The sequence below is a fragment of the Tardiphaga sp. 172_B4_N1_3 genome (genome assembly GCF_052076035.1).
Lineage (GTDB): Bacteria > Pseudomonadota > Alphaproteobacteria > Rhizobiales > Xanthobacteraceae > Tardiphaga > Tardiphaga robiniae.
Map to the genome: position 1 here is coordinate 4,056,410 of NZ_CP197238.1, position 16,928 is coordinate 4,073,337.

General features: G+C 62.3%; 17 protein-coding genes. 6 read left to right on the forward strand and 11 right to left on the reverse strand.

The window, feature by feature from the left end:
- Positions 1 to 27: 27 nt before the first annotated feature.
- On the reverse strand, positions 28 to 762 hold the full coding sequence (locus AB7783_RS19230; RefSeq protein ID WP_441278512.1) for an SDR family NAD(P)-dependent oxidoreductase: 735 nt from the start codon (positions 760 to 762) through the stop codon (positions 28 to 30).
- Positions 763 to 868: 106 nt separating this feature from the next.
- On the opposite strand from AB7783_RS19230, the gene AB7783_RS19235 reads away from it, so the two are divergent.
- Positions 869 to 1,663, forward strand: coding sequence for an SDR family NAD(P)-dependent oxidoreductase (locus AB7783_RS19235; RefSeq protein ID WP_441278513.1), 795 nt, complete (start codon positions 869 to 871; stop codon positions 1,661 to 1,663).
- Positions 1,664 to 1,781: 118 nt separating this feature from the next.
- On the forward strand, positions 1,782 to 2,669 hold the full coding sequence (locus AB7783_RS19240) for a TauD/TfdA dioxygenase family protein (RefSeq protein WP_441278514.1): 888 nt from the start codon (positions 1,782 to 1,784) through the stop codon (positions 2,667 to 2,669).
- Positions 2,670 to 2,721: 52 nt separating this feature from the next.
- Here the strand turns inward: AB7783_RS19240 and AB7783_RS19245 are convergent, their stop codons facing one another.
- Both AB7783_RS19245 and AB7783_RS19250 read right to left on the reverse strand, forming a co-directional pair.
- Complete coding sequence (locus AB7783_RS19245) at positions 2,722 to 3,687, reverse strand: Bug family tripartite tricarboxylate transporter substrate binding protein (RefSeq protein WP_441278515.1); 966 nt, start codon at positions 3,685 to 3,687, stop codon at positions 2,722 to 2,724.
- 97 nt (positions 3,688 to 3,784) lie between these two features.
- Complete coding sequence (locus AB7783_RS19250) at positions 3,785 to 5,182, reverse strand: lytic murein transglycosylase (protein WP_441278516.1); 1,398 nt, start codon at positions 5,180 to 5,182, stop codon at positions 3,785 to 3,787.
- A gap of 262 nt (positions 5,183 to 5,444) precedes the next feature.
- Here AB7783_RS19250 and AB7783_RS19255 point away from each other — a divergent pair, with 262 nt between their 5' ends.
- Positions 5,445 to 6,329 carry a UTP--glucose-1-phosphate uridylyltransferase gene (locus AB7783_RS19255; protein ID WP_068728967.1) on the forward strand — a complete coding sequence of 295 codons (885 nt, stop codon included), beginning with the start codon at positions 5,445 to 5,447 and terminating at the stop codon, positions 6,327 to 6,329.
- 3 nt (positions 6,330 to 6,332) lie between these two features.
- On the opposite strand, the gene AB7783_RS19260 is transcribed toward AB7783_RS19255, so the two are convergent.
- Positions 6,333 to 7,829 carry a sensor domain-containing diguanylate cyclase gene (locus tag AB7783_RS19260; protein ID WP_441278517.1) on the reverse strand — a complete coding sequence of 499 codons (1,497 nt, stop codon included), beginning with the start codon at positions 7,827 to 7,829 and terminating at the stop codon, positions 6,333 to 6,335.
- 199 nt (positions 7,830 to 8,028) lie between these two features.
- Between AB7783_RS19260 and AB7783_RS19265 the strand changes: the two genes are divergently transcribed.
- Positions 8,029 to 8,301, forward strand: a complete 273-nt coding sequence (locus AB7783_RS19265) for a hypothetical protein (RefSeq protein ID WP_089266229.1) — start codon at positions 8,029 to 8,031, stop codon at positions 8,299 to 8,301.
- Between the two features lie 33 nt (positions 8,302 to 8,334).
- Here AB7783_RS19265 and AB7783_RS19270 read toward each other — a convergent pair whose 3' ends face one another.
- Complete coding sequence (locus AB7783_RS19270; RefSeq protein WP_441278518.1) at positions 8,335 to 10,023, reverse strand: outer membrane beta-barrel protein; 1,689 nt, start codon at positions 10,021 to 10,023, stop codon at positions 8,335 to 8,337.
- Positions 10,024 to 10,281: 258 nt separating this feature from the next.
- On the opposite strand from AB7783_RS19270, the gene AB7783_RS19275 reads away from it, so the two are divergent.
- Entirely contained in the window at positions 10,282 to 11,259 is a 978-nt protein-coding gene (locus AB7783_RS19275) for a KpsF/GutQ family sugar-phosphate isomerase (protein ID WP_410001886.1), read from the forward strand.
- Between the two features lie 6 nt (positions 11,260 to 11,265).
- On the opposite strand, the gene AB7783_RS19280 is transcribed toward AB7783_RS19275, so the two are convergent.
- Positions 11,266 to 11,814 (reverse strand): carboxymuconolactone decarboxylase family protein, encoded by a 549-nt coding sequence (locus AB7783_RS19280; protein WP_089265790.1) that lies wholly within the window; start codon positions 11,812 to 11,814, stop codon positions 11,266 to 11,268.
- Between the two features lie 73 nt (positions 11,815 to 11,887).
- Here AB7783_RS19280 and AB7783_RS19285 point away from each other — a divergent pair, with 73 nt between their 5' ends.
- On the forward strand, positions 11,888 to 12,229 hold the full coding sequence (locus tag AB7783_RS19285; RefSeq protein ID WP_115032956.1) for a winged helix-turn-helix transcriptional regulator: 342 nt from the start codon (positions 11,888 to 11,890) through the stop codon (positions 12,227 to 12,229).
- Here the strand turns inward: AB7783_RS19285 and AB7783_RS19290 are convergent, their stop codons facing one another.
- The 5 genes from AB7783_RS19290 to AB7783_RS19310 form a co-directional block, all read right to left on the reverse strand.
- On the reverse strand, positions 12,230 to 12,673 hold the full coding sequence (locus tag AB7783_RS19290; protein ID WP_441278519.1) for an NfeD family protein: 444 nt from the start codon (positions 12,671 to 12,673) through the stop codon (positions 12,230 to 12,232).
- Positions 12,674 to 12,683: 10 nt separating this feature from the next.
- Positions 12,684 to 13,673 carry an SPFH domain-containing protein gene (locus tag AB7783_RS19295; protein WP_089265787.1) on the reverse strand — a complete coding sequence of 330 codons (990 nt, stop codon included), beginning with the start codon at positions 13,671 to 13,673 and terminating at the stop codon, positions 12,684 to 12,686.
- A 237-nt stretch (positions 13,674 to 13,910) separates the two neighbouring features.
- Positions 13,911 to 14,948 (reverse strand): ferrochelatase, encoded by a 1,038-nt coding sequence (gene hemH, locus AB7783_RS19300; protein WP_441278520.1) that lies wholly within the window; start codon positions 14,946 to 14,948, stop codon positions 13,911 to 13,913.
- A 72-nt stretch (positions 14,949 to 15,020) separates the two neighbouring features.
- Entirely contained in the window at positions 15,021 to 16,190 is a 1,170-nt protein-coding gene (locus AB7783_RS19305; RefSeq protein ID WP_441278521.1) for a nickel/cobalt transporter, read from the reverse strand.
- 89 nt (positions 16,191 to 16,279) lie between these two features.
- Positions 16,280 to 16,915 carry a DUF1007 family protein gene (locus AB7783_RS19310; RefSeq protein ID WP_244527976.1) on the reverse strand — a complete coding sequence of 212 codons (636 nt, stop codon included), beginning with the start codon at positions 16,913 to 16,915 and terminating at the stop codon, positions 16,280 to 16,282.
- Positions 16,916 to 16,928 lie beyond the last annotated feature (13 nt).

Genomic DNA, 16,928 nt, shown 5'->3' on the forward strand with positions numbered 1-16,928 from the left:
TTCCGCCGCGATGCAGGCGCCGTGAATTTAAAGGATCAAACCGCCATCGACGACCAGTGTATGACCGCAGACATAGGATGACAGCGGCGACGCCAGGAACAATGCAGCGCCGGCCATGTCGGCAGGCGTGCCGAGACGCTGCAGCGGGATCCTAGCAATCGCGCCTTCCAGCCGCTTCGGATTCGCTGTCGTGACCTTTGTCATCTTGGTGTCAACGAGCCCCGGCGCGATACCATTGACGCGAATACCGTCTTCCGACCACGCCTGCGCCAATGTGCGCGTGAGCCCAACTGCGCCGGTCTTCGACGCATTGTAGGAGGGATTTCCCTTGGTGGCGTGATAGGCCGCGGTGGAGCTGACAATGATCAATCGGCCCTTGCTTGCCTTGAGCTGCGCATGAAACTTCGTCGCGCAGCCCATCAGGCTCATCAGGTTGACTTCCATCACCTTGCGAAAGCCATCCATCTCGAATTCACCGCGGCGATAGATCACAGCACCCTGCGCGAGTATCAGCACATCGACCCGATCGAGCTTCGGATCGAAGGCCTCGATGGCCGACGCGCTGCCAACATCGAGCTGGCTGTAGCCGAGTCCGTCGAGATCGGAGCCGTCATCGATGGAATAGTCGCTGGCCTTGGCGCGCGTACCGCACACATGCACGCGTGCGCCGCGCGCGCGAAATGCCTGCGCCATGCCGTTGCCAATGCCGCTGGATCCGCCGACGATAAGCACCTGTTGGCCGCTGAAATCGAGTTCGTTCATCCCTGATGTCCTTCTTGATTTTATCGGCGCATGTTTGACCGCGCCCGCGATCGGTGCAAGCCTTCAATCAAGCCTCATCATGAAGGCGCACAATTCGGAGGATGCGTTGTCAAATTTCGAGCAGTCGGATTACAAACAACTCAGCCGCTCGGTGCGCGGCCTCACAGTTCTCGTCACCGGCGCCGCAAGCGGCATGGGCCGCGCGACGGCGCGCGTGTTCGGCGACGAAGGCGCCAATGTTGCCGTCACGGATATTTCGGCGGACGGGATTGCGGCAGTGTCGGATGCGATCACATCAGGCGGCGGCAGCGCACACGCTTGGACGCTCGACGTTGCCGATCCCGATCGCATCCGCACAGTGGTTAGCGACGTCGCTGCGCATTTCGGCGGCCTCGATATCATCGTCAACAATGCCGGCATCTCGGTGAGCACCGCGATCGACCAGGACGGCTATGACGCCGCATGGGATCGCGCCATCGCCGTGATGCTGACCTCGCACCAGCGCATCATCCGCGCCGCGCTGCCATACTTGCGCAAGTCGCCCTCGCCGCGGATCGTGAATATCGCCTCCACCGAAGCGCTCGGCGCCACCGCACTGCACAGTCCCTATTCCGCAGCGAAGGCCGGCGTCACCGGGCTTACGCGCTCACTCGCAGTGGAACTCGGCCGCGACGGCATCACGGTGAACTGCATCTGTCCCGGCCCGATCACGACGGGGATCACTGAACGCATCAGCGACGAGCACAAGGTGATCTTCGCCAAGCGCCGCACCGTTCTGCGCCGCTACGGAGAGCCGGAAGAAGTCGCGCATGTGACGCTAAGCCTGTGCCTGCCTGCCGCGTCCTATATCACAGGCGCGGTGATCCCGGTCGACGGCGGCCTCATGGCACGCAATGCGTAACTGCATTCGCGCCGATTGACATCACTCCGCACGGGCGTAGCATTTTTCTCAAGTGGCCCGGTTACGACCGGAAGCCGCAATCGAATGGGTCAACCATTCCACACGGAGGAAATCTGCAATGCCCGTGACGATCCGCAAACTGCATCCCTTTTTCGTCGGCGAAGTGACCGGCGTCGATCTGACCAAGCCGGTCAGCCCAGACGATGCTGCGACCATCGAGCGCGGCATGGATGACTATGCCGTCCTGATATTCCCGAAGCAGGATATCACCGACGAACAGCAGCTCGCTTTCGCGCAGAATTTCGGCGAGCGAGAGAACAGAAAAGGCGGCTCCGTCACCAAGAAGGAAGACTACCGGCTCACATCGGGGCTGGCCGACGTATCCAATCTCGGCAAGGACGGCAAGCCGCTGCCGAAAGACAGCCGGGCGCACCTGTTCAATCTGGGTAACTGCCTGTGGCATTCGGACAGCTCCTTCCGGCCGATTCCGGCAAAATTCTCGTTGCTGTCGGCGCGCGTGGTCAATCCGAAGGGTGGTAATACCGAATTCGCCGACATGCGCGCGGCCTATGATACGCTCGACGGTGATACCAAGGCAGAGATCGAGGACATGATCTGCGAACATTCGCTGATGACCTCGCGCGGCGCGCTCGGCTTTCTCGACTACACTGACGAAGAGAAAGAGATGTTCAAGCCGGTGCTGCAGCGGCTGGTGCGCACCCATCCGGTGCATGGCCGGAAGTCGCTGTATCTGTCGTCGCATGCCGGCGCGATCCAGGGCATGTCGGTGCCCGAAGCCCGCGTATTGTTACGCGATCTCAACGAACACGCCACGCAGCCGCAATTCGTCTATGTCCACAAATGGACGCTGCATGACCTCGTGATGTGGGACAATCGCCAGACCATGCATCGCGTCCGCCGCTACGACCAGTCGCAGCCGCGCGACATGCGCCGGGCCACAGTCGCCGGCAATGCGCCGACCGTGGCGCAGCAGGCGGCGGAATAACCTGCCGTTCAAAGACAGGCGCGCCGCATGATGCAGCGCGCCTGTCTGTCTCCTAGATCCGCTCGATCTTTGCCTTCTCCAGCACCTCGCTCCAGCGCTTCACGTCGGAGGCGAGGAGATCGATGACCTCCTTCGGCTGCGAGGCCTTAGCCTGGCTACCGAGCGACAGCAGCCGCTCCTTCACGCTCTCATCCTTGAGCAGTGTGACCGTCGCAGCGTTCAACTTTGCCACGACGTCGTCGGGAAGGCCGACCGGGCCAACGAGGCTGTACCAGCCCGGCGCGGCGTAGCCGGGAAAGCCCGCTTCGGCCACGGTGGGAATATCGGGGAAAGACGGGAAGCGTTCAGCCGTCGTCACGGCGAGTGCGCGGAACTTGCCGGCCTTGATCTGCTCGATCATCGAGATCGGCGGATCGACCATGAAATCGATGCGCCCCGCGAGGACTTCGACAACGGCCTGAGCGCCGCCGCGAAACGGAATGTGCTGAAACTTCACGCCGGCCAACTGCCCGATCTGCTCGACGATCAGATGCGGGCCCGAGCCGACACCGGGCGTGCCGTAAGTGAGCGGCTTGTCCGGCTGCTTCTTTGCAGAAGCGATCAACTCGGCGAGATTCTTGAAGGGCGCGTCCGCATTACACGAGAACATGTAGGGCGCTTCGGAGACCTGGCAGATACCCTTGAGGTCATCGACCGGCTTGTAAGGCAGGCTCTTGTAGAAGGCCGACGACGCGCCATAGGTCGCGGTGATCAGCGAGATCGTGTAGCCGTCAGGCACCGCGCGGGCGAGCTGCGCCCCGGCGAGCGTCGTGCCGGCGCCGGGCTTGGTTTCGACCACCACGGTCTGGCCGAGAATTTTCGACAGACCTTCGGCGAGCACACGCGAGGTTGCGTCGGTGCCGCCGCCCGGCGCGAAACCGTGCAGCAGGGTGATGGACCGTTCCGGCCACGCCGCTTTGGCCTGAAATGGAAGAAGGCTTGCCGACAATCCGGCCAGCAGCGTGCGCCTGTTCAACATCGATAGTCCCCAAAGAATGCATCCAAGGGGACCAGCGTAGCATGCATGCTGCACTGCGGTATAATGTTATGCGCTATGGGCCTCTGCGCCAGGACGCCTATCTCACCCGGAGCCGATCCAGCATCTCCGACGATGCAAACCCATCAGCGGGCGCGCCGACGGAGGCCTGGAAGTTGCGCAAGGCTTCGCGGGTCTGGCCGCCGAACTGGCCGTCCGGCGTGCCTTTGTAGAAGCCGCGCTGCGCCAGCAGTTGCTGTAGCTCGAGCCGCTCGGCGCGGGACAGCACGCGCTCCTGACGCGGCCATGGCTGCACGAAAGGCGGACCGCCGCGCAACCGGTCGGCGAAATGGCCGATGGCCATCGCATAGGCCTCGGCCGGATTGTATTTCATGATGACGCGGAAATTCGTCAGCATCAGGAAGCCCGGCCCCTGCGAACCGGCGGGCGCGAGCAGATAGGCCTTTTCTATCATGCGCGGGAACGGCTGGTTGTTGGCCCGCTTGAGGCCGAGCTGCTCCCATTGCGGCAGGGTCATCGCCTTGGCCTTATCGGCCAGCATGTAGTTGAAGCCCTGTGGAACCACGACTTCGTAGCCCCAGGTCTGACCGCTCTGCCAGCCATCCTTTTTCAGGTTGTTGGCGGTCGAGAAGATCAGATCGGTCGGATTGTCCACCACGTCGCGGCGGCCATCGCCGTCACCGTCCACCGCGAAGCGCTTGAACGCGGTCGGCATGAACTGGGTCGGCCCGAATGCTCCGGCCCAAGAGCCGCGCATCTGTTCAGGCCTCAGATCGCCGCGATGCAGGATTTCCAGAGCAACCAGAAACTCATCCTTGAAATAGGCCTGGCGGCGGCCGACGCAGGCTAGCGTCGCCGTCGAGCGCAGCACACTGCGATCGCCGATCATCGTCGAGTAGTTCGACTCGATGCCCCAGATCGACGCGACGATGTAGCGATCGACGCCGTAGGCCTTCTCGGCCGCATCGAAGATGGTCTTGTACTGCGCCAGCACCTCGCGGCCCTTGGCCATTCGGTTGTCGTTCACCAGGATGTCGAGATAGTCCCAGATCGCCTTGGTGAATTCCGGCTGCGAATCCATCAGGTCCATGATTCGCAGATCCGGCGTCAGCCCGGCGGTGAAACGCTGATAGCTGTCCTGCGAGATGCCGCGGCGTGCGGCATCAGGCCACAGTCCGGCAATGCAGTTGTCGAAATTACCAGCGGCCTCGCGGATTGCCTGTGCAGTCATCAGCGGATGGCCGGATGCGCCGTCCTCGCCGCTCCAGGGCTGCGCTCCGGGCGCGCCGGGCAGTGCCGCCTGTGGCGGCGGGTCCTGGGTCTGCGACGATCCGCTAAAGATATTGTCGAACAGGCTGAAAGGGCCGCTCTTGCTCTGCGCCTGCGCCGCCACGGGCAGGGTTGCCGTAAGCAAAACTGCGCCGAGCGCAGCTACACCGCATGTCAGGCTACGCGCCATCTTCGTCGCAGATTTCATCACTATCCATCTCGGGAATCTGACCGGAATTTGGTCATGACTGTGGCATGACAGGAGGCCCGGTGAGGGTTTCCATCAGCTTAACACTATTCCAGTTTTGCCTGGCTGGGCGAACGTGCCGCGCGGCAGAAAGGATAATTGCAGACATGTAGCCCGGCACCACACATCCGCCTTTGTTCCCGGTTGCAAACGGAACCAGCAGGCGCAATCTTCGTTGGCCTGCCTGCGTCGTTCCCCTCCAAGGTCATTGCAAAGTCCCCTGATGAAAATTCGCAAAGCCGTTTTTCCGGTCGCCGGCCTCGGCACCCGCGTCCTTCCCGCCACCAAGGCGATGCCGAAGGAAATGCTGACCATCGTCGATCGGCCGTTGATCCAATATGTGGTCGACGAAGCCCGCGAGGCCGGCATCGAACATTTCATCTTCGTTACTGGCCGCAACAAGGGCATCATCGAGGATCACTTCGACCGCATGTTCGAGCTCGACGAGACACTCAAGAGCCGCAACAAGTCTGCCGAGATCGAACAGCTGGCGCTGTCCCAGCCTGCCGCCGGCGCCATGAGCTTCACCCGCCAGCAGGCCCCGCTCGGGCTTGGCCATGCTGTCTGGTGTGCCCGCGATATCGTCGGCAATGAGCCCTTCGCCGTGGTGCTGCCGGATGAGCTGGTGCTGAATTCCCCGGGCTGCCTGAAGCAGATGGTCGATATCGCGGGAGCGCTTGGCGAAAAATCCAACCTCGTTGCCGTCGAGGAAGTGCCGATGGACATGACGCATCAATACGGCATCTGCGGTGTCGGCGAGCGCCACCCAACTCACGAAGCCGCTTTCACCATCGACGGGATGGTCGAGAAACCCCCGAAGGGCACCGCGCCGTCCAACCTGTCGATTACCGGCCGCTACATCCTGCAGCCGGAGATATTCAAGATTCTGGAGACCCAGGAGCGCGGCGCGGGTGGCGAAATCCAGCTCACCGATGCGATGATCGGCCTCGCCAAGAGCCAGTCGTTCTACGGCGTGGAATTCGAAGGCGAGCGGCACGATTGCGGTTCGAAGTCGGGCTTCCTGCGCGCTAATATCGCGTTCGGCCTGCAACGCCCTGATCTGCGCGAAGGTCTGCGCGCCGAAATGCTGCGTTACCTCGGAGAGTAAGCGCTAGGCTGCAATCGCCTGGTGCGCATCGCCTGCGATGACACACTGGTTGCGGCCTGCGGCCTTCGCCGCATAGAGCGCCTTGTCGGCAGCTTCGACCAGTCCCGTCCACTCCATCGTCACCAGCGGCTTCACGCTGGCGACGCCGATGCTGACCGTGAGCATCGCAGGATCGGCCGGCACCTGCTCGACGCGACGTCGAATGGTTTCGGCAACCTCATAGGCATCCTGCACGGACGCACCGGGCAGCAGCACGGCGAACTCTTCCCCGCCATAGCGCGCGGCACAGTCGCCGGCGCGCTTCGCCGCTCCTGCGATGCAATTCGCGATCGCGATCAGGGCGGTGTCTCCGGATTGATGACCGAAGCTGTCGTTGAAAACCTTGAAATGGTCGGCGTCGATCAACAGCAGTGCCATCGGCCGTGAATGCCTGATGGCGCGACGCCATTCCAGCTCCATCGCCGCATCGAATTTGCGGCGATTGCGCAGTCCAGTGAGGCCATCGGTCGTGGCCAGTTCTTCGAGCTTGTGCTCTGCGTGCGCGCGGCGGCCTATTTCGCGCGCCAGGAACAGTGTCACCGCGGTGATAAAGATAATCAGCGCCAGCATGATGCCGCCGATCTTGATCGCCTGCTGATACCACAGACTGTAGATGCCGGCCCACGGCCGGCCGACAATCACGAGCAACGGCCGACCGCTGTCGCGCCACACATAGAGGCGCTCGATCTGGTCAACGACACCGACGCCCGAATACGACCCGTTGGACCGGCTCAGCGCCCGCATCACGCCGGGGGTCTTGCTCAGATCCCTGCCGACCACGTCGAGATCAAACGGCGTACGCATGATGACGACGCCGTCGCGGCGGATCACTGTGATGTTGTCGTCCTTGTTCAGCCGCAAGCGGCCGAACAGATCATGAAAGTAGGCGAACCGGATGGCACCCGCGACGACGCCGGCAAAATTGCCATCGACGTCGGTGATGCGGCGGCTCAGCACGACGGAATACGCGCCCCGGTGCAGCATCGGTTTGCTGACATAGAGCCCGCGCTCGCCGTCGAACTTGTGTACCTTGAAGAACTCTTCGTCGGCACTGCTCTGCTTGGCAGGATCGAGCGATGCCGCATCGATGATAAGATCGCCATGCGCATCGAACACCTGAATGGATGCAAACTGGCGCGCTGATGCCGCATTGTCGAACAGGATCAGCTGGCGCATTTCCTTGCTGAGCTTGTCGATCTCGGGCGTATTGATGCCGGAAATGACAGCGCGCAACGACAGATCGTATTGTTCAACGGTTCGACCTATATCAGAATCGATGGAGGTGGCGAGGTTCTCGGCCGTCTGTCGCGCGAGCGCTTCCTCGCCGCGGCGCATATCGAGCATCACAGTGCCGCAAACGGCCGAAAAGCCAATGATCGTGACCAGCGACGACAGAATCAACAGCTTGGCCGATAACGGCCAGCGTCGAATTCCCGTGCTTGCATTCCCCGACTTCATCATGTGCTCCGTACCCCACGGATCGCACGCGAATGCTTGCCGAGCGCTTAAGTACCGGCTTTGGGTTCCACACGGCGTTAACGAACGGTTGCGGAAAATGCTCGGATGACGCACTTCCGATGTCGATTTACCGAAATCGCGCTGTAGCGCCTGATCGCGCGGGCGCGTATGACGTTTGCGAGATTATACCGAGGACAATTCCGTGCCTGACTACGACCTGCTCCGCGCCTACCTGGCCAGCCAGACCAAGGACGAATTCGTGCTGAGCATGGATGCGATCGAGGAGATCATCGACGACGCGCTGCCGCGCGCGTCGCACCGGGCCTCGTGGTGGGAGACCGAGCGCGCGCCCGATGAGCACATGCCGCAGCGCGAGGCCTGTATCGCAGCCGGCTTCATCGCCATCCGATTGCCCGATGGCTCCGGTGTGAAATTTCGCCGGAAGACGGCCAAGTTCATGCGGAAGTGGAATTAGGACGAGCGACGTGGCGCCCAGCGATTTTGACGGCTACCGCTGCAGTCTCACGCCCAGCATCACCACGGTCGAGGCCGTGCTCGCGCCAAGGATGTTTGAATCCAGGATATCGCGGCGCACCTGCGCCTTGAGCTGGATTTCACGGTTCAGCTTGTAAACGAGATCACCCTGCAGCGAGTAGATCTTATCGAAGCGGAAGTTTTCCTGATAATCCTGCGTCACATAAGTGAACTTGCCCGTGGCCGTCAGCCAGCGCCGGAAGTCGTGATTGACCTCGACCGTATAGGTGCGCGTGAGAATGCCGGGAACGCCGGGAACGGTCGTCTCGTCGATCGACGTGGTCGAGACGAATTTCGCGGTCGTCAGCGGTGTGGCCGTCCAGATCAGCGACGCTGACGTCAGCAGACCCTTGAGAACCTCCAGCCGCGTATCCGTATAGCTGCGCGCTGCATATCCGATCGACGCTTCGCCCGTCAGCAGACGCGTGAATTCGAACGTCGTACCGGCCTTGATATAGCCGCCGCTGGAATCGCGGAGATAGCCAAAGCGATCCGCCCGATCGTCGTGCACACGGACATCGCCCTGGACTTCGGCGAATGGCTTTAGACCCGGCAGCACTTCATAGGTGGCGCGGCCGACGCCGCCATACTGATTGAAATTACGGTCATTGTTGTTGGTCTGGGTGCCGTCGGTCAGTTTCGAATCCTGATAGACAGTGCGATCGACGAGACCATCGACCTTGATCTGAAGGCGGTTGAAGTCCTTCTCGACCCCCAGCGACCCACCAGTCGTCGTGAACAGCGGGAACTCCTTCAAGCCGGCCTGAATGTTCGGGCTGCCCGGATTATCCGCGCCGACCCGCATACGCATTTCGCTGTTAACGCGCAGGTCGCGGGCGACATCAAGACGACCGGCGATCTTGCCGTTGAATTCGGCGCGATCGACATTTTCGGGTGCCGGCGAAGTCTGGAATGGCGCTGCGGGAAACTGCTTCTCATAGCCGGTGAAGGATCCGCGTAGATCCACGATGATCGAGTGCCGCGTCCAGTCGGTTGCGGCCAGCAGCTCCGGCGCGACCTTGTAGAACGACGACCCCTTCGGCTGCACGAAACGCGCCGGATTGTTGTCGAAACCGCCATAGATTTCCACGGCTGACTTCACGAGAAGGCTGCCGACGCGCACGCCGGTCGGGGCATAAGGATCGGGATCAATCGGCAATCGCCGGCGCGGCGGCTGACCCACCACGGTGCCGGCAACCGACGGCGCAACGGGGGGCTTGGCTGCCTTGGCCGATGGCGGTGACGGCCGCGTCTCGGGCACCAGCGGCGGCGGCGGGCTGCCGGGGCCCACTGGCGGCTTCGGCTTCTTCGCGCCCGGATAATATTTGGTCTGCTTGCGCTTGCGGTTGAGCGCATCGAACCCGGTGCCGGCGGCGCCCGATACAGCGGGCACCGGCGGCGTGATGATCGATTGCGGGATGCGATCCGGCGATAGCTGGCTGGTCTGCAGCGTTCCAGTTGGCTGGAGCGGCGCATCCGTCGTTCGGCGCGTCGGCAGATTCTGCGGTGACACGAAACCGCCCGGGACCGGCGCCAGCAGGTCTGACGTCAATGCTTGCGAGAATGCCGGAGATGGCGTGAGGAGGCTCAGGCACAGACATGCCGAAACCGCGCCGTTGGCCCAGGCGCGGTTGTGACGGTCGCGTACTCGACCTATCCTCACGATCAGAAAAACTCCAACACTATCAAAAGCTTACGAAATCCACCAAGAGCGACGCCGGAGGCGCGCGCGACAACTCATGGTTAAGGGAGTTAAAACGCTTATGGTTAATGGCCCGTTGAGATCGCATCGGCGGGGTTTCGCCAGGCAGGCCCAGCCGTGCTAAGAGGACGGCAACACAGCCGGACAATTTACGGCCCCAGGATGCGATTGATGCCCCTCTCCAAGACACCCGGCCTTCCGACGAAAACAACGGCAGCGATGAGCGATCAGGCCATTGAAGCGATTGCCTCGGCGCTGCGGACGCTGGAGGCCGAAGCCAGCGGCGTCACCGCGCTGGCCACCGCGCTGCAATCCGACCTTGGCCCGGCCTTCGTCGCCGCCGCCGACCTGATCCTCAAGGCGAAGGGCCGCCTGATCATCACCGGCCTCGGCAAGTCCGGCCATATTGGCCGCAAGATCGCCGCGACCTTCGCCTCGACCGGAACACCTGCCTTCTTCGTCCATGCCGCCGAAGCCAGCCATGGCGATCTCGGCATGATCACGCCCGACGACGTCATCATGGCGCTGTCGTGGTCCGGCGAGCAGCCGGAAATGAAGAACCTCATCACCTATGCCAAGCGTTTCAGGATCGGCGTGGTCGCGATCACCTCCGAAGCTACCTCGACGCTGGCCGAGGCCGCCGATGTCGCGCTGACGCTGCCGAAGGCGCGCGAGGCCTGCCCGCATAATCTCGCGCCCACGACGTCGTCGCTGATGATGCTGGCGATGGGCGATGCGCTGGCGATCGCGCTGCTGGAAGGCCGTGGCTTTACGTCGGTGGATTTCAGCGTGCTACATCCCGGCGGCAAGCTCGGCGCAATGCTGAAATACACCCGCGACCTCATGCATTCAGGCGACGCCGTGCCGCTCAAGCCGCTCGGCACCAAGATGTCCGATGCGCTGGTGGAAATGTCCTCGAAGGGCTTTGGCTGCGTCGGCATCACCGATGGCAACGGCCATGTGGTCGGCATCGTCACCGACGGCGATCTCCGCCGTCACATGCGCGCCGACCTGATGACGGTCTCGGTCGATGAAGTCATGACCAAGAATCCCAAGACCATCAGCCGCGACCTGCTCGCCGGCGAGGCGCTGGAAATCCTCAACTCGTCGAAGATCACCGCGCTGCTGGTGACGGACGCGCGAAAACCCGTCGGCATCGTGCATCTGCACGATCTGCTACGGGCGGGCGTGGCGTAAGCCACGTTAGCTGGCAGTTCGCAGGAACCTTGCCGCATTCGCTTCGAGTGGCAATGCCAAGCCGTTCGCGATGTACGACACTGTACGATAGAATCCACACAGCAGGATGATCTCGAAGATTTTCGCGTCATCGTAGTGAGCGGCCAGCGTCTTGAACTCCTCATCGCTGAGCGTGGCGCGGTGATGCAGCGCATCGACTGCCGCGATCAGAGCTTGTTCCGCTGACGACCAGCATGTCGCCTGTGAGTCACCGTCAACGGTCGCCCTCACCTCCGCTTCCGTCAGCTTCGCCGCGTCTGCAAAGGTCGCGACATGGACGCCCCATTCATATTCGCATCCGGTCAGTGCGCAGGTGCGATCTATGACAATCTCGCGCTCCCGCAGCGACAGCGGTCCGCGATCAAGCAGGCCAGCTGCGCGAAATTTGCTCCATGCCCTCGGATGACCGGCGATCACGCGAAACAGCATCAGCGGCGGCGCCCCGCGCATGATCGCATCGAATTGCGTCTGAATGTCGGAAGCATAAGGCGGCTGCAGCGGCGCGATGCGTGACATGCCCAACTCCTGCGCTACAATAATCGTAGCGACATGCTACATATTTTGTAGCGCCCTGCAAGAGAGTAATGTGATGGCAAAGTCCGTTTCCAAGCCGCCCAGACGCGGTGTGCGCGGCTCAACGACCGGCCGACCGATCATGGCGCTGCTCGACCTGCTGGGCCGGCGCTGGACGCTGCGCATTCTCTGGGAGTTGCGTGAGCGCTCCCTGACCTCGCGGGCGCTGCGCGAGGCTTGCGACGACGCCTCCCCTACCGTTCTCCAGGCACGCCTGAGCGATCTCAGAGACGCGGGTCTGATCGCGCTGCAGCCGGACGGCTATGGGCTGACGGATACAGGCCGGGAGTTGCAGGACACCTTCCTGCCACTGCATCACTTTGCGGAGCGGTGGAGCAAATCGCTGGCGGCTGACTGATCAGGCCACGTCCACCGTCAGACTGGCCCCATCCGCCTTCACGATCTTTACCCGCGTCCCAGCCGGCGTATCCGGGCCACTGACGCGCCAGACCGTGTCGTCGATGCGCACGATGCCCTCGCCGTCCATGATCGGCCGATCCAGCGTGCAGACACGGCCGACCAGCGCGTCGCTGCGCTTGTTGAGGAACGGATTCGGATTGGCGCCGGGCTTCTGGCGCGCGATCCGCCGCCACAACGGCACGGCGGCAACGGCGAACAATCCGAACAGCAGGATCTGCACTTGCCAGGACGGCGTGACGATGAAGGAGAGCACGCCGACGAGAAACGCGGACAGCCCGAGCCAGAACATGAAGACGCCGGGCGCCAGCAGCTCCAGCGCCATCAGAAGCACGCCGAAGATCAACCAGTTCCAGCTCCCCAACGTGACGAACATTTCGGTCATTGCGAAATCCCTAGCTGCGCGGCGGCGTTGTACCCGCCGGCGGCACTGATCCGCTGCGGCGCGCCGCAGCCTGGGCCGAGGTCGAGTTCTCGCCAAAGGTCGCCTTGGCGATCTCGCCGATACCGGCCAGCGAGCCCAGCATGCTCATGGCTTCCACCGGCAGCATGATGACCTTCTGGTTCGGCGATTCCGCAAGCTGGCCGAACGCCTTGATGTATTTGTCGGCGATGAAGTAATTCAGCGCCGCAACGTCACCCTTCGAAATCGCCTCCGACACCACCCGCGTTGCGTTGGCTTCGGCCTCTGCGGAACGCTCGCGTGCCTCGGCGTCACGGAACGCAGCCTCGCGGCGACCTTCGGCCTGCAGGATCTGGCCCTGCTTGGCACCTTCGGCACGGAGAATTTCCGACTGGCGCTGACCCTCAGCCTGCAGAATGTCGGCGCGCTTGACGCGCTCGGCCTTCATCTGCCGGCCCATCGCCTCGACCAGATCGGCGGGCGGCACGATGTCCTTGATCTCGATACGGTTGACCTTGAGGCCCCATGGCGACACCGCGGCATCGACGACGCGCAGCAACCGCTCATTGATCTCATCGCGATGCGACAGCACCTGATCGAGATCCATCGAGCCCATCACCGAACGGATGTTGGTCATGGTCAGCACGATGATCGCCTGATTGAGGTCGGACACTTCGTAGCTTGCCTTGGCCGCGTCGAACACCTGGAAGAACGCGACGCCGTCCACGGTGACGGTGGCGTTGTCCTTGGTGATCACTTCCTGCTCGGGGATGCTAATCACCTGCTCCATCATGTTCATCTTGCGACCGACGCGGTCGAAATACGGAATGATGAGGTTGAGGCCTGGCGACAGCGTACGGGTGAATTTGCCGAAGCGCTCGATGGTCCAGTCATAGCCCTGCGGCACGGTCTTCACGCCGGCAAACAGCGTGAAGATGATCAGCAGTACAACGGCGATGGCGAAAATGTCGTAACCGGACATCAAAGTCTCCCTGCGGCAAAATGGACGCGCAACATATGGCGCCTCGTTGTTTTGTCGGCGTGGAGGATTTTAAGGTTCGAAATCGGGAAAAGCGAGAGCAGGTACCGAAAGTACGTCCCTCATGGTGAGGAGGCGCTCTTGCGCCGTCTCGAACCAGGAGTTGTTCATGACGGCGTCATCCTTCGAGACGCGGCCAGATGGCCGCTCCTCAGGATGAGGACTGAGTTTGTTGCGCTTCTAGATCCAGCCCTGCAGCTCGCGCAGCACAAGCTGGCGGATCGTGTCCATGCCCTCGTCGCTGTCGTTGAGGCAGGGGATCGCAGAGAATTGCTCGCCGCCATTATGCATGAAGATCTCGCAATTCTCCTGCGCGATTTCTTCCAGCGTCTCCAGGCAGTCGGCCGAGAAGCCAGGCATTACGACGGCAATGCGACGCACGCCGTCCTTGGCGAGTTGCTCGATGGTCTTGTCCGTATAGGGCTGAAGCCAGGCATCGAAGCCGAAACGGGACTGGAAAGTCAGCAGCAGCTTCGGCGCATCCGGCCCAAGCCGTTTGCGCAGCGCTTCGGTCGTGGCCACGCATTGCGCCTGATAAGGGTCGCCCTTGTCGATGTATTTCTGCGGCATGCCGTGGAACGACGCCACGATCATTTCCGGCACGAATGACAGCGTCGCCAGATGCTTCTCGATCGAGATCACCAGCGCGCCGATATAATCCGGCTCATCATAATAAGGCGGCGTGACCCGCAGGGTCGGCTGCGCCCGCATGGTGCCGAGCACGCGGAACACTTCGTCGCAGACGGTCGCAGAGGTCGCGGCCGAATACTGCGGATACAGCGGCACCACCAGAATGCGGTTGCAGCCCTTTGCAGTCAGGTCAGCGATGCGGGAACGGATCGACGGATTGCCGTAGCGCATCGCCCAATCCACCAAGAGATGGGTATGGCTATCGAGTGACGCCGCGAGCTTGTCGGACTGCGCACGCGTGATCGTCTTCAACGGAGATTCGTTTTTCTCCGTGTTCCAGATCTTCAGATAGTCCTTGGCTTTGCGGCGCGGCCGCGTGGTCAGGATGATGCCATTGAGGATCAGCTTCCATAGCAGGCCCTGGTTCTCGATCACGCGCGGATCGGACAGGAACTCTCTGAGATAGACGCGCACGCCGCGGGTATCCGCGGTGTCGGGAGTTCCGAGATTGACCAGCAAGACGCCGACACGTTCCGGTATCTCCAGGGTGGAGGCCGGTGGCTGCTCGAGGGAGACGACATTTGTCATGATGCCGGTGGCTTCGCGCTTTGGCTGGAGCTTGTCAAGACGACGGACTGTCCATCACGGGCAGGACAGCGATCAGAAACAGGTGACGCGTTCGGCCGCGACATAGCCCAGCAGCAGGCCGACGCCGAACAGCATCACCAGCGCGGCGGCGCCGAACTCGATCCCCCGCATGACCAGCGCGCCGCTGCCGTCGCGGCCACCGGCCAGACGGCCGGCGAGACCCTTGGCGGAGACGGCGATGACGGCGATGGTTGCCACGGTAATCGCGGTTCCCAGGCCCATCACGAAGGTGGCCGCGATGCCGGCCCAGAACATGCCCTGCGCCAGCGCAAAGACCAGCACGAGGATCGCGCCCGAGCATGGCCGGATGCCTACCGTGAACACGGCCGACAGTCCGCGCGCCCAGCCACCGGGGCCTGCGAGCTGATCAGGCGTCGGACCGTGGGAATGGCCGCAATGCTCGTCATGAACGTGATCGTGATGACTGTGGTCATGGTGCGCATGCGCTGAAGCCGTCGCCTCGGCATGCGCCGTATGGGCGTGCGCATGAGCATGCGCGTGGCCGTGAGCGTGCTCGTGGTGATGGTGGTCATGGCCATGATCGTGGGAATGCGCGGACGCGCTAGCATGCGCCATCGCGAGCTGCGCCCCCGCAGCCGGCAGCGACGGCCGCAAGGCGCGGAAGAACCCGCGCCCCTTGCTCCAGACCAAACGCGCGCCGAACGCCGCAATCAGCCCATAGCTGGCGATCTCCACCCAGCGCTCGGTGCTGCACATGGTCTTGGCCGTAACATTCAGCAGCCAGGCGCCGATGCCGACGATCAATACCGCCACCAGCGCCTGCATCAGCGCCGAGACGAAGGACAGCGCAATGCCGCGCTTGGCCGTCTCTTCATTGGCGACCAGATAGGACGAGATCACCGCCTTGCCGTGCCCGGGTCCGGCGGCGTGGAAGATGCCGTAAGCAAAGGAAATCGCCAGCAGCGTCCACACCGCGCTGCCGTCGGACTTGGCGGCACGGATGGTCGCCGACATCGCGCGATAGAATTCGGACTGCTTCGTCAGGAGCCAGCCAATGATGCCGCCAACTTGTGAGTCCGGCACACCCTTCGGCGCACCGAACGGGTTCTGCGCGAGAGCGTGATGCAGCGAAGCGTCGGTCATGGCGGCGACGACCAGCACTGCCGCACAAACAAGAACGACACTCCATCCGCTCGTCATGGCCGGGCTTGTTCCGGCCATCCACGTCTTCCGGATGCCGGTGTCTAGACGTGGATGCCCGGGACAAGCCCGGGCATGACGCGGGGAGAAACCTGTCGATGAAGTTACACTCATGGGCAATCGACCGTGATCTTGTTGGCGAACATGGCGCCGTAATTGCTGTTCTCGCCATTCATGAAAGTGTCTTCATTCATGGTCTGCGCCTTGGCGGCGCCGTCCGACGGGCGCTGGATCGCCATCGTGCAGGAGGCCGGCGCGCCGGCCAGCTTGATGGGGTCTTTCTTCTCGAGGCCGAAATCGACGAAGAAGCTCGGATCGAAGATTTCGAGTTCCATCTTCTTGGCCTTGAACGGTGTCTTGAACGGCAGCGTGAAGTGCAGCACCAGCGCGGCGTCACGCTTCTCCAGATAATAGTCGACGGGATCGTTGAAGCGCTGCTTCTTGCCTTCCACCTTGGCGAAGGTGAAGAAGGCGAATTCCTTCAGCGACTCCACATTGGTCTGTGCCAGCGGCGCCAGTTCCTCGCGGGTATAGACGCCCTTTGTCTTGCTCTCGATGCCCTGCAGCGCATAGGTCGAGAACATGTCGTCGAACACCCAGGCATGGCGCACGCCGGTGATGGTGCCATCCGGCGCGTAGATCAATTCGCTCGATGCCGTGACGAAGACATGCGGGTGGGCGGAGGCAGCAGTGATGCCGCTGGCCAGCGCAGTCATGATCGCGATCAAACCCAAAAAGCGGTTCATCAGAAGCATCACC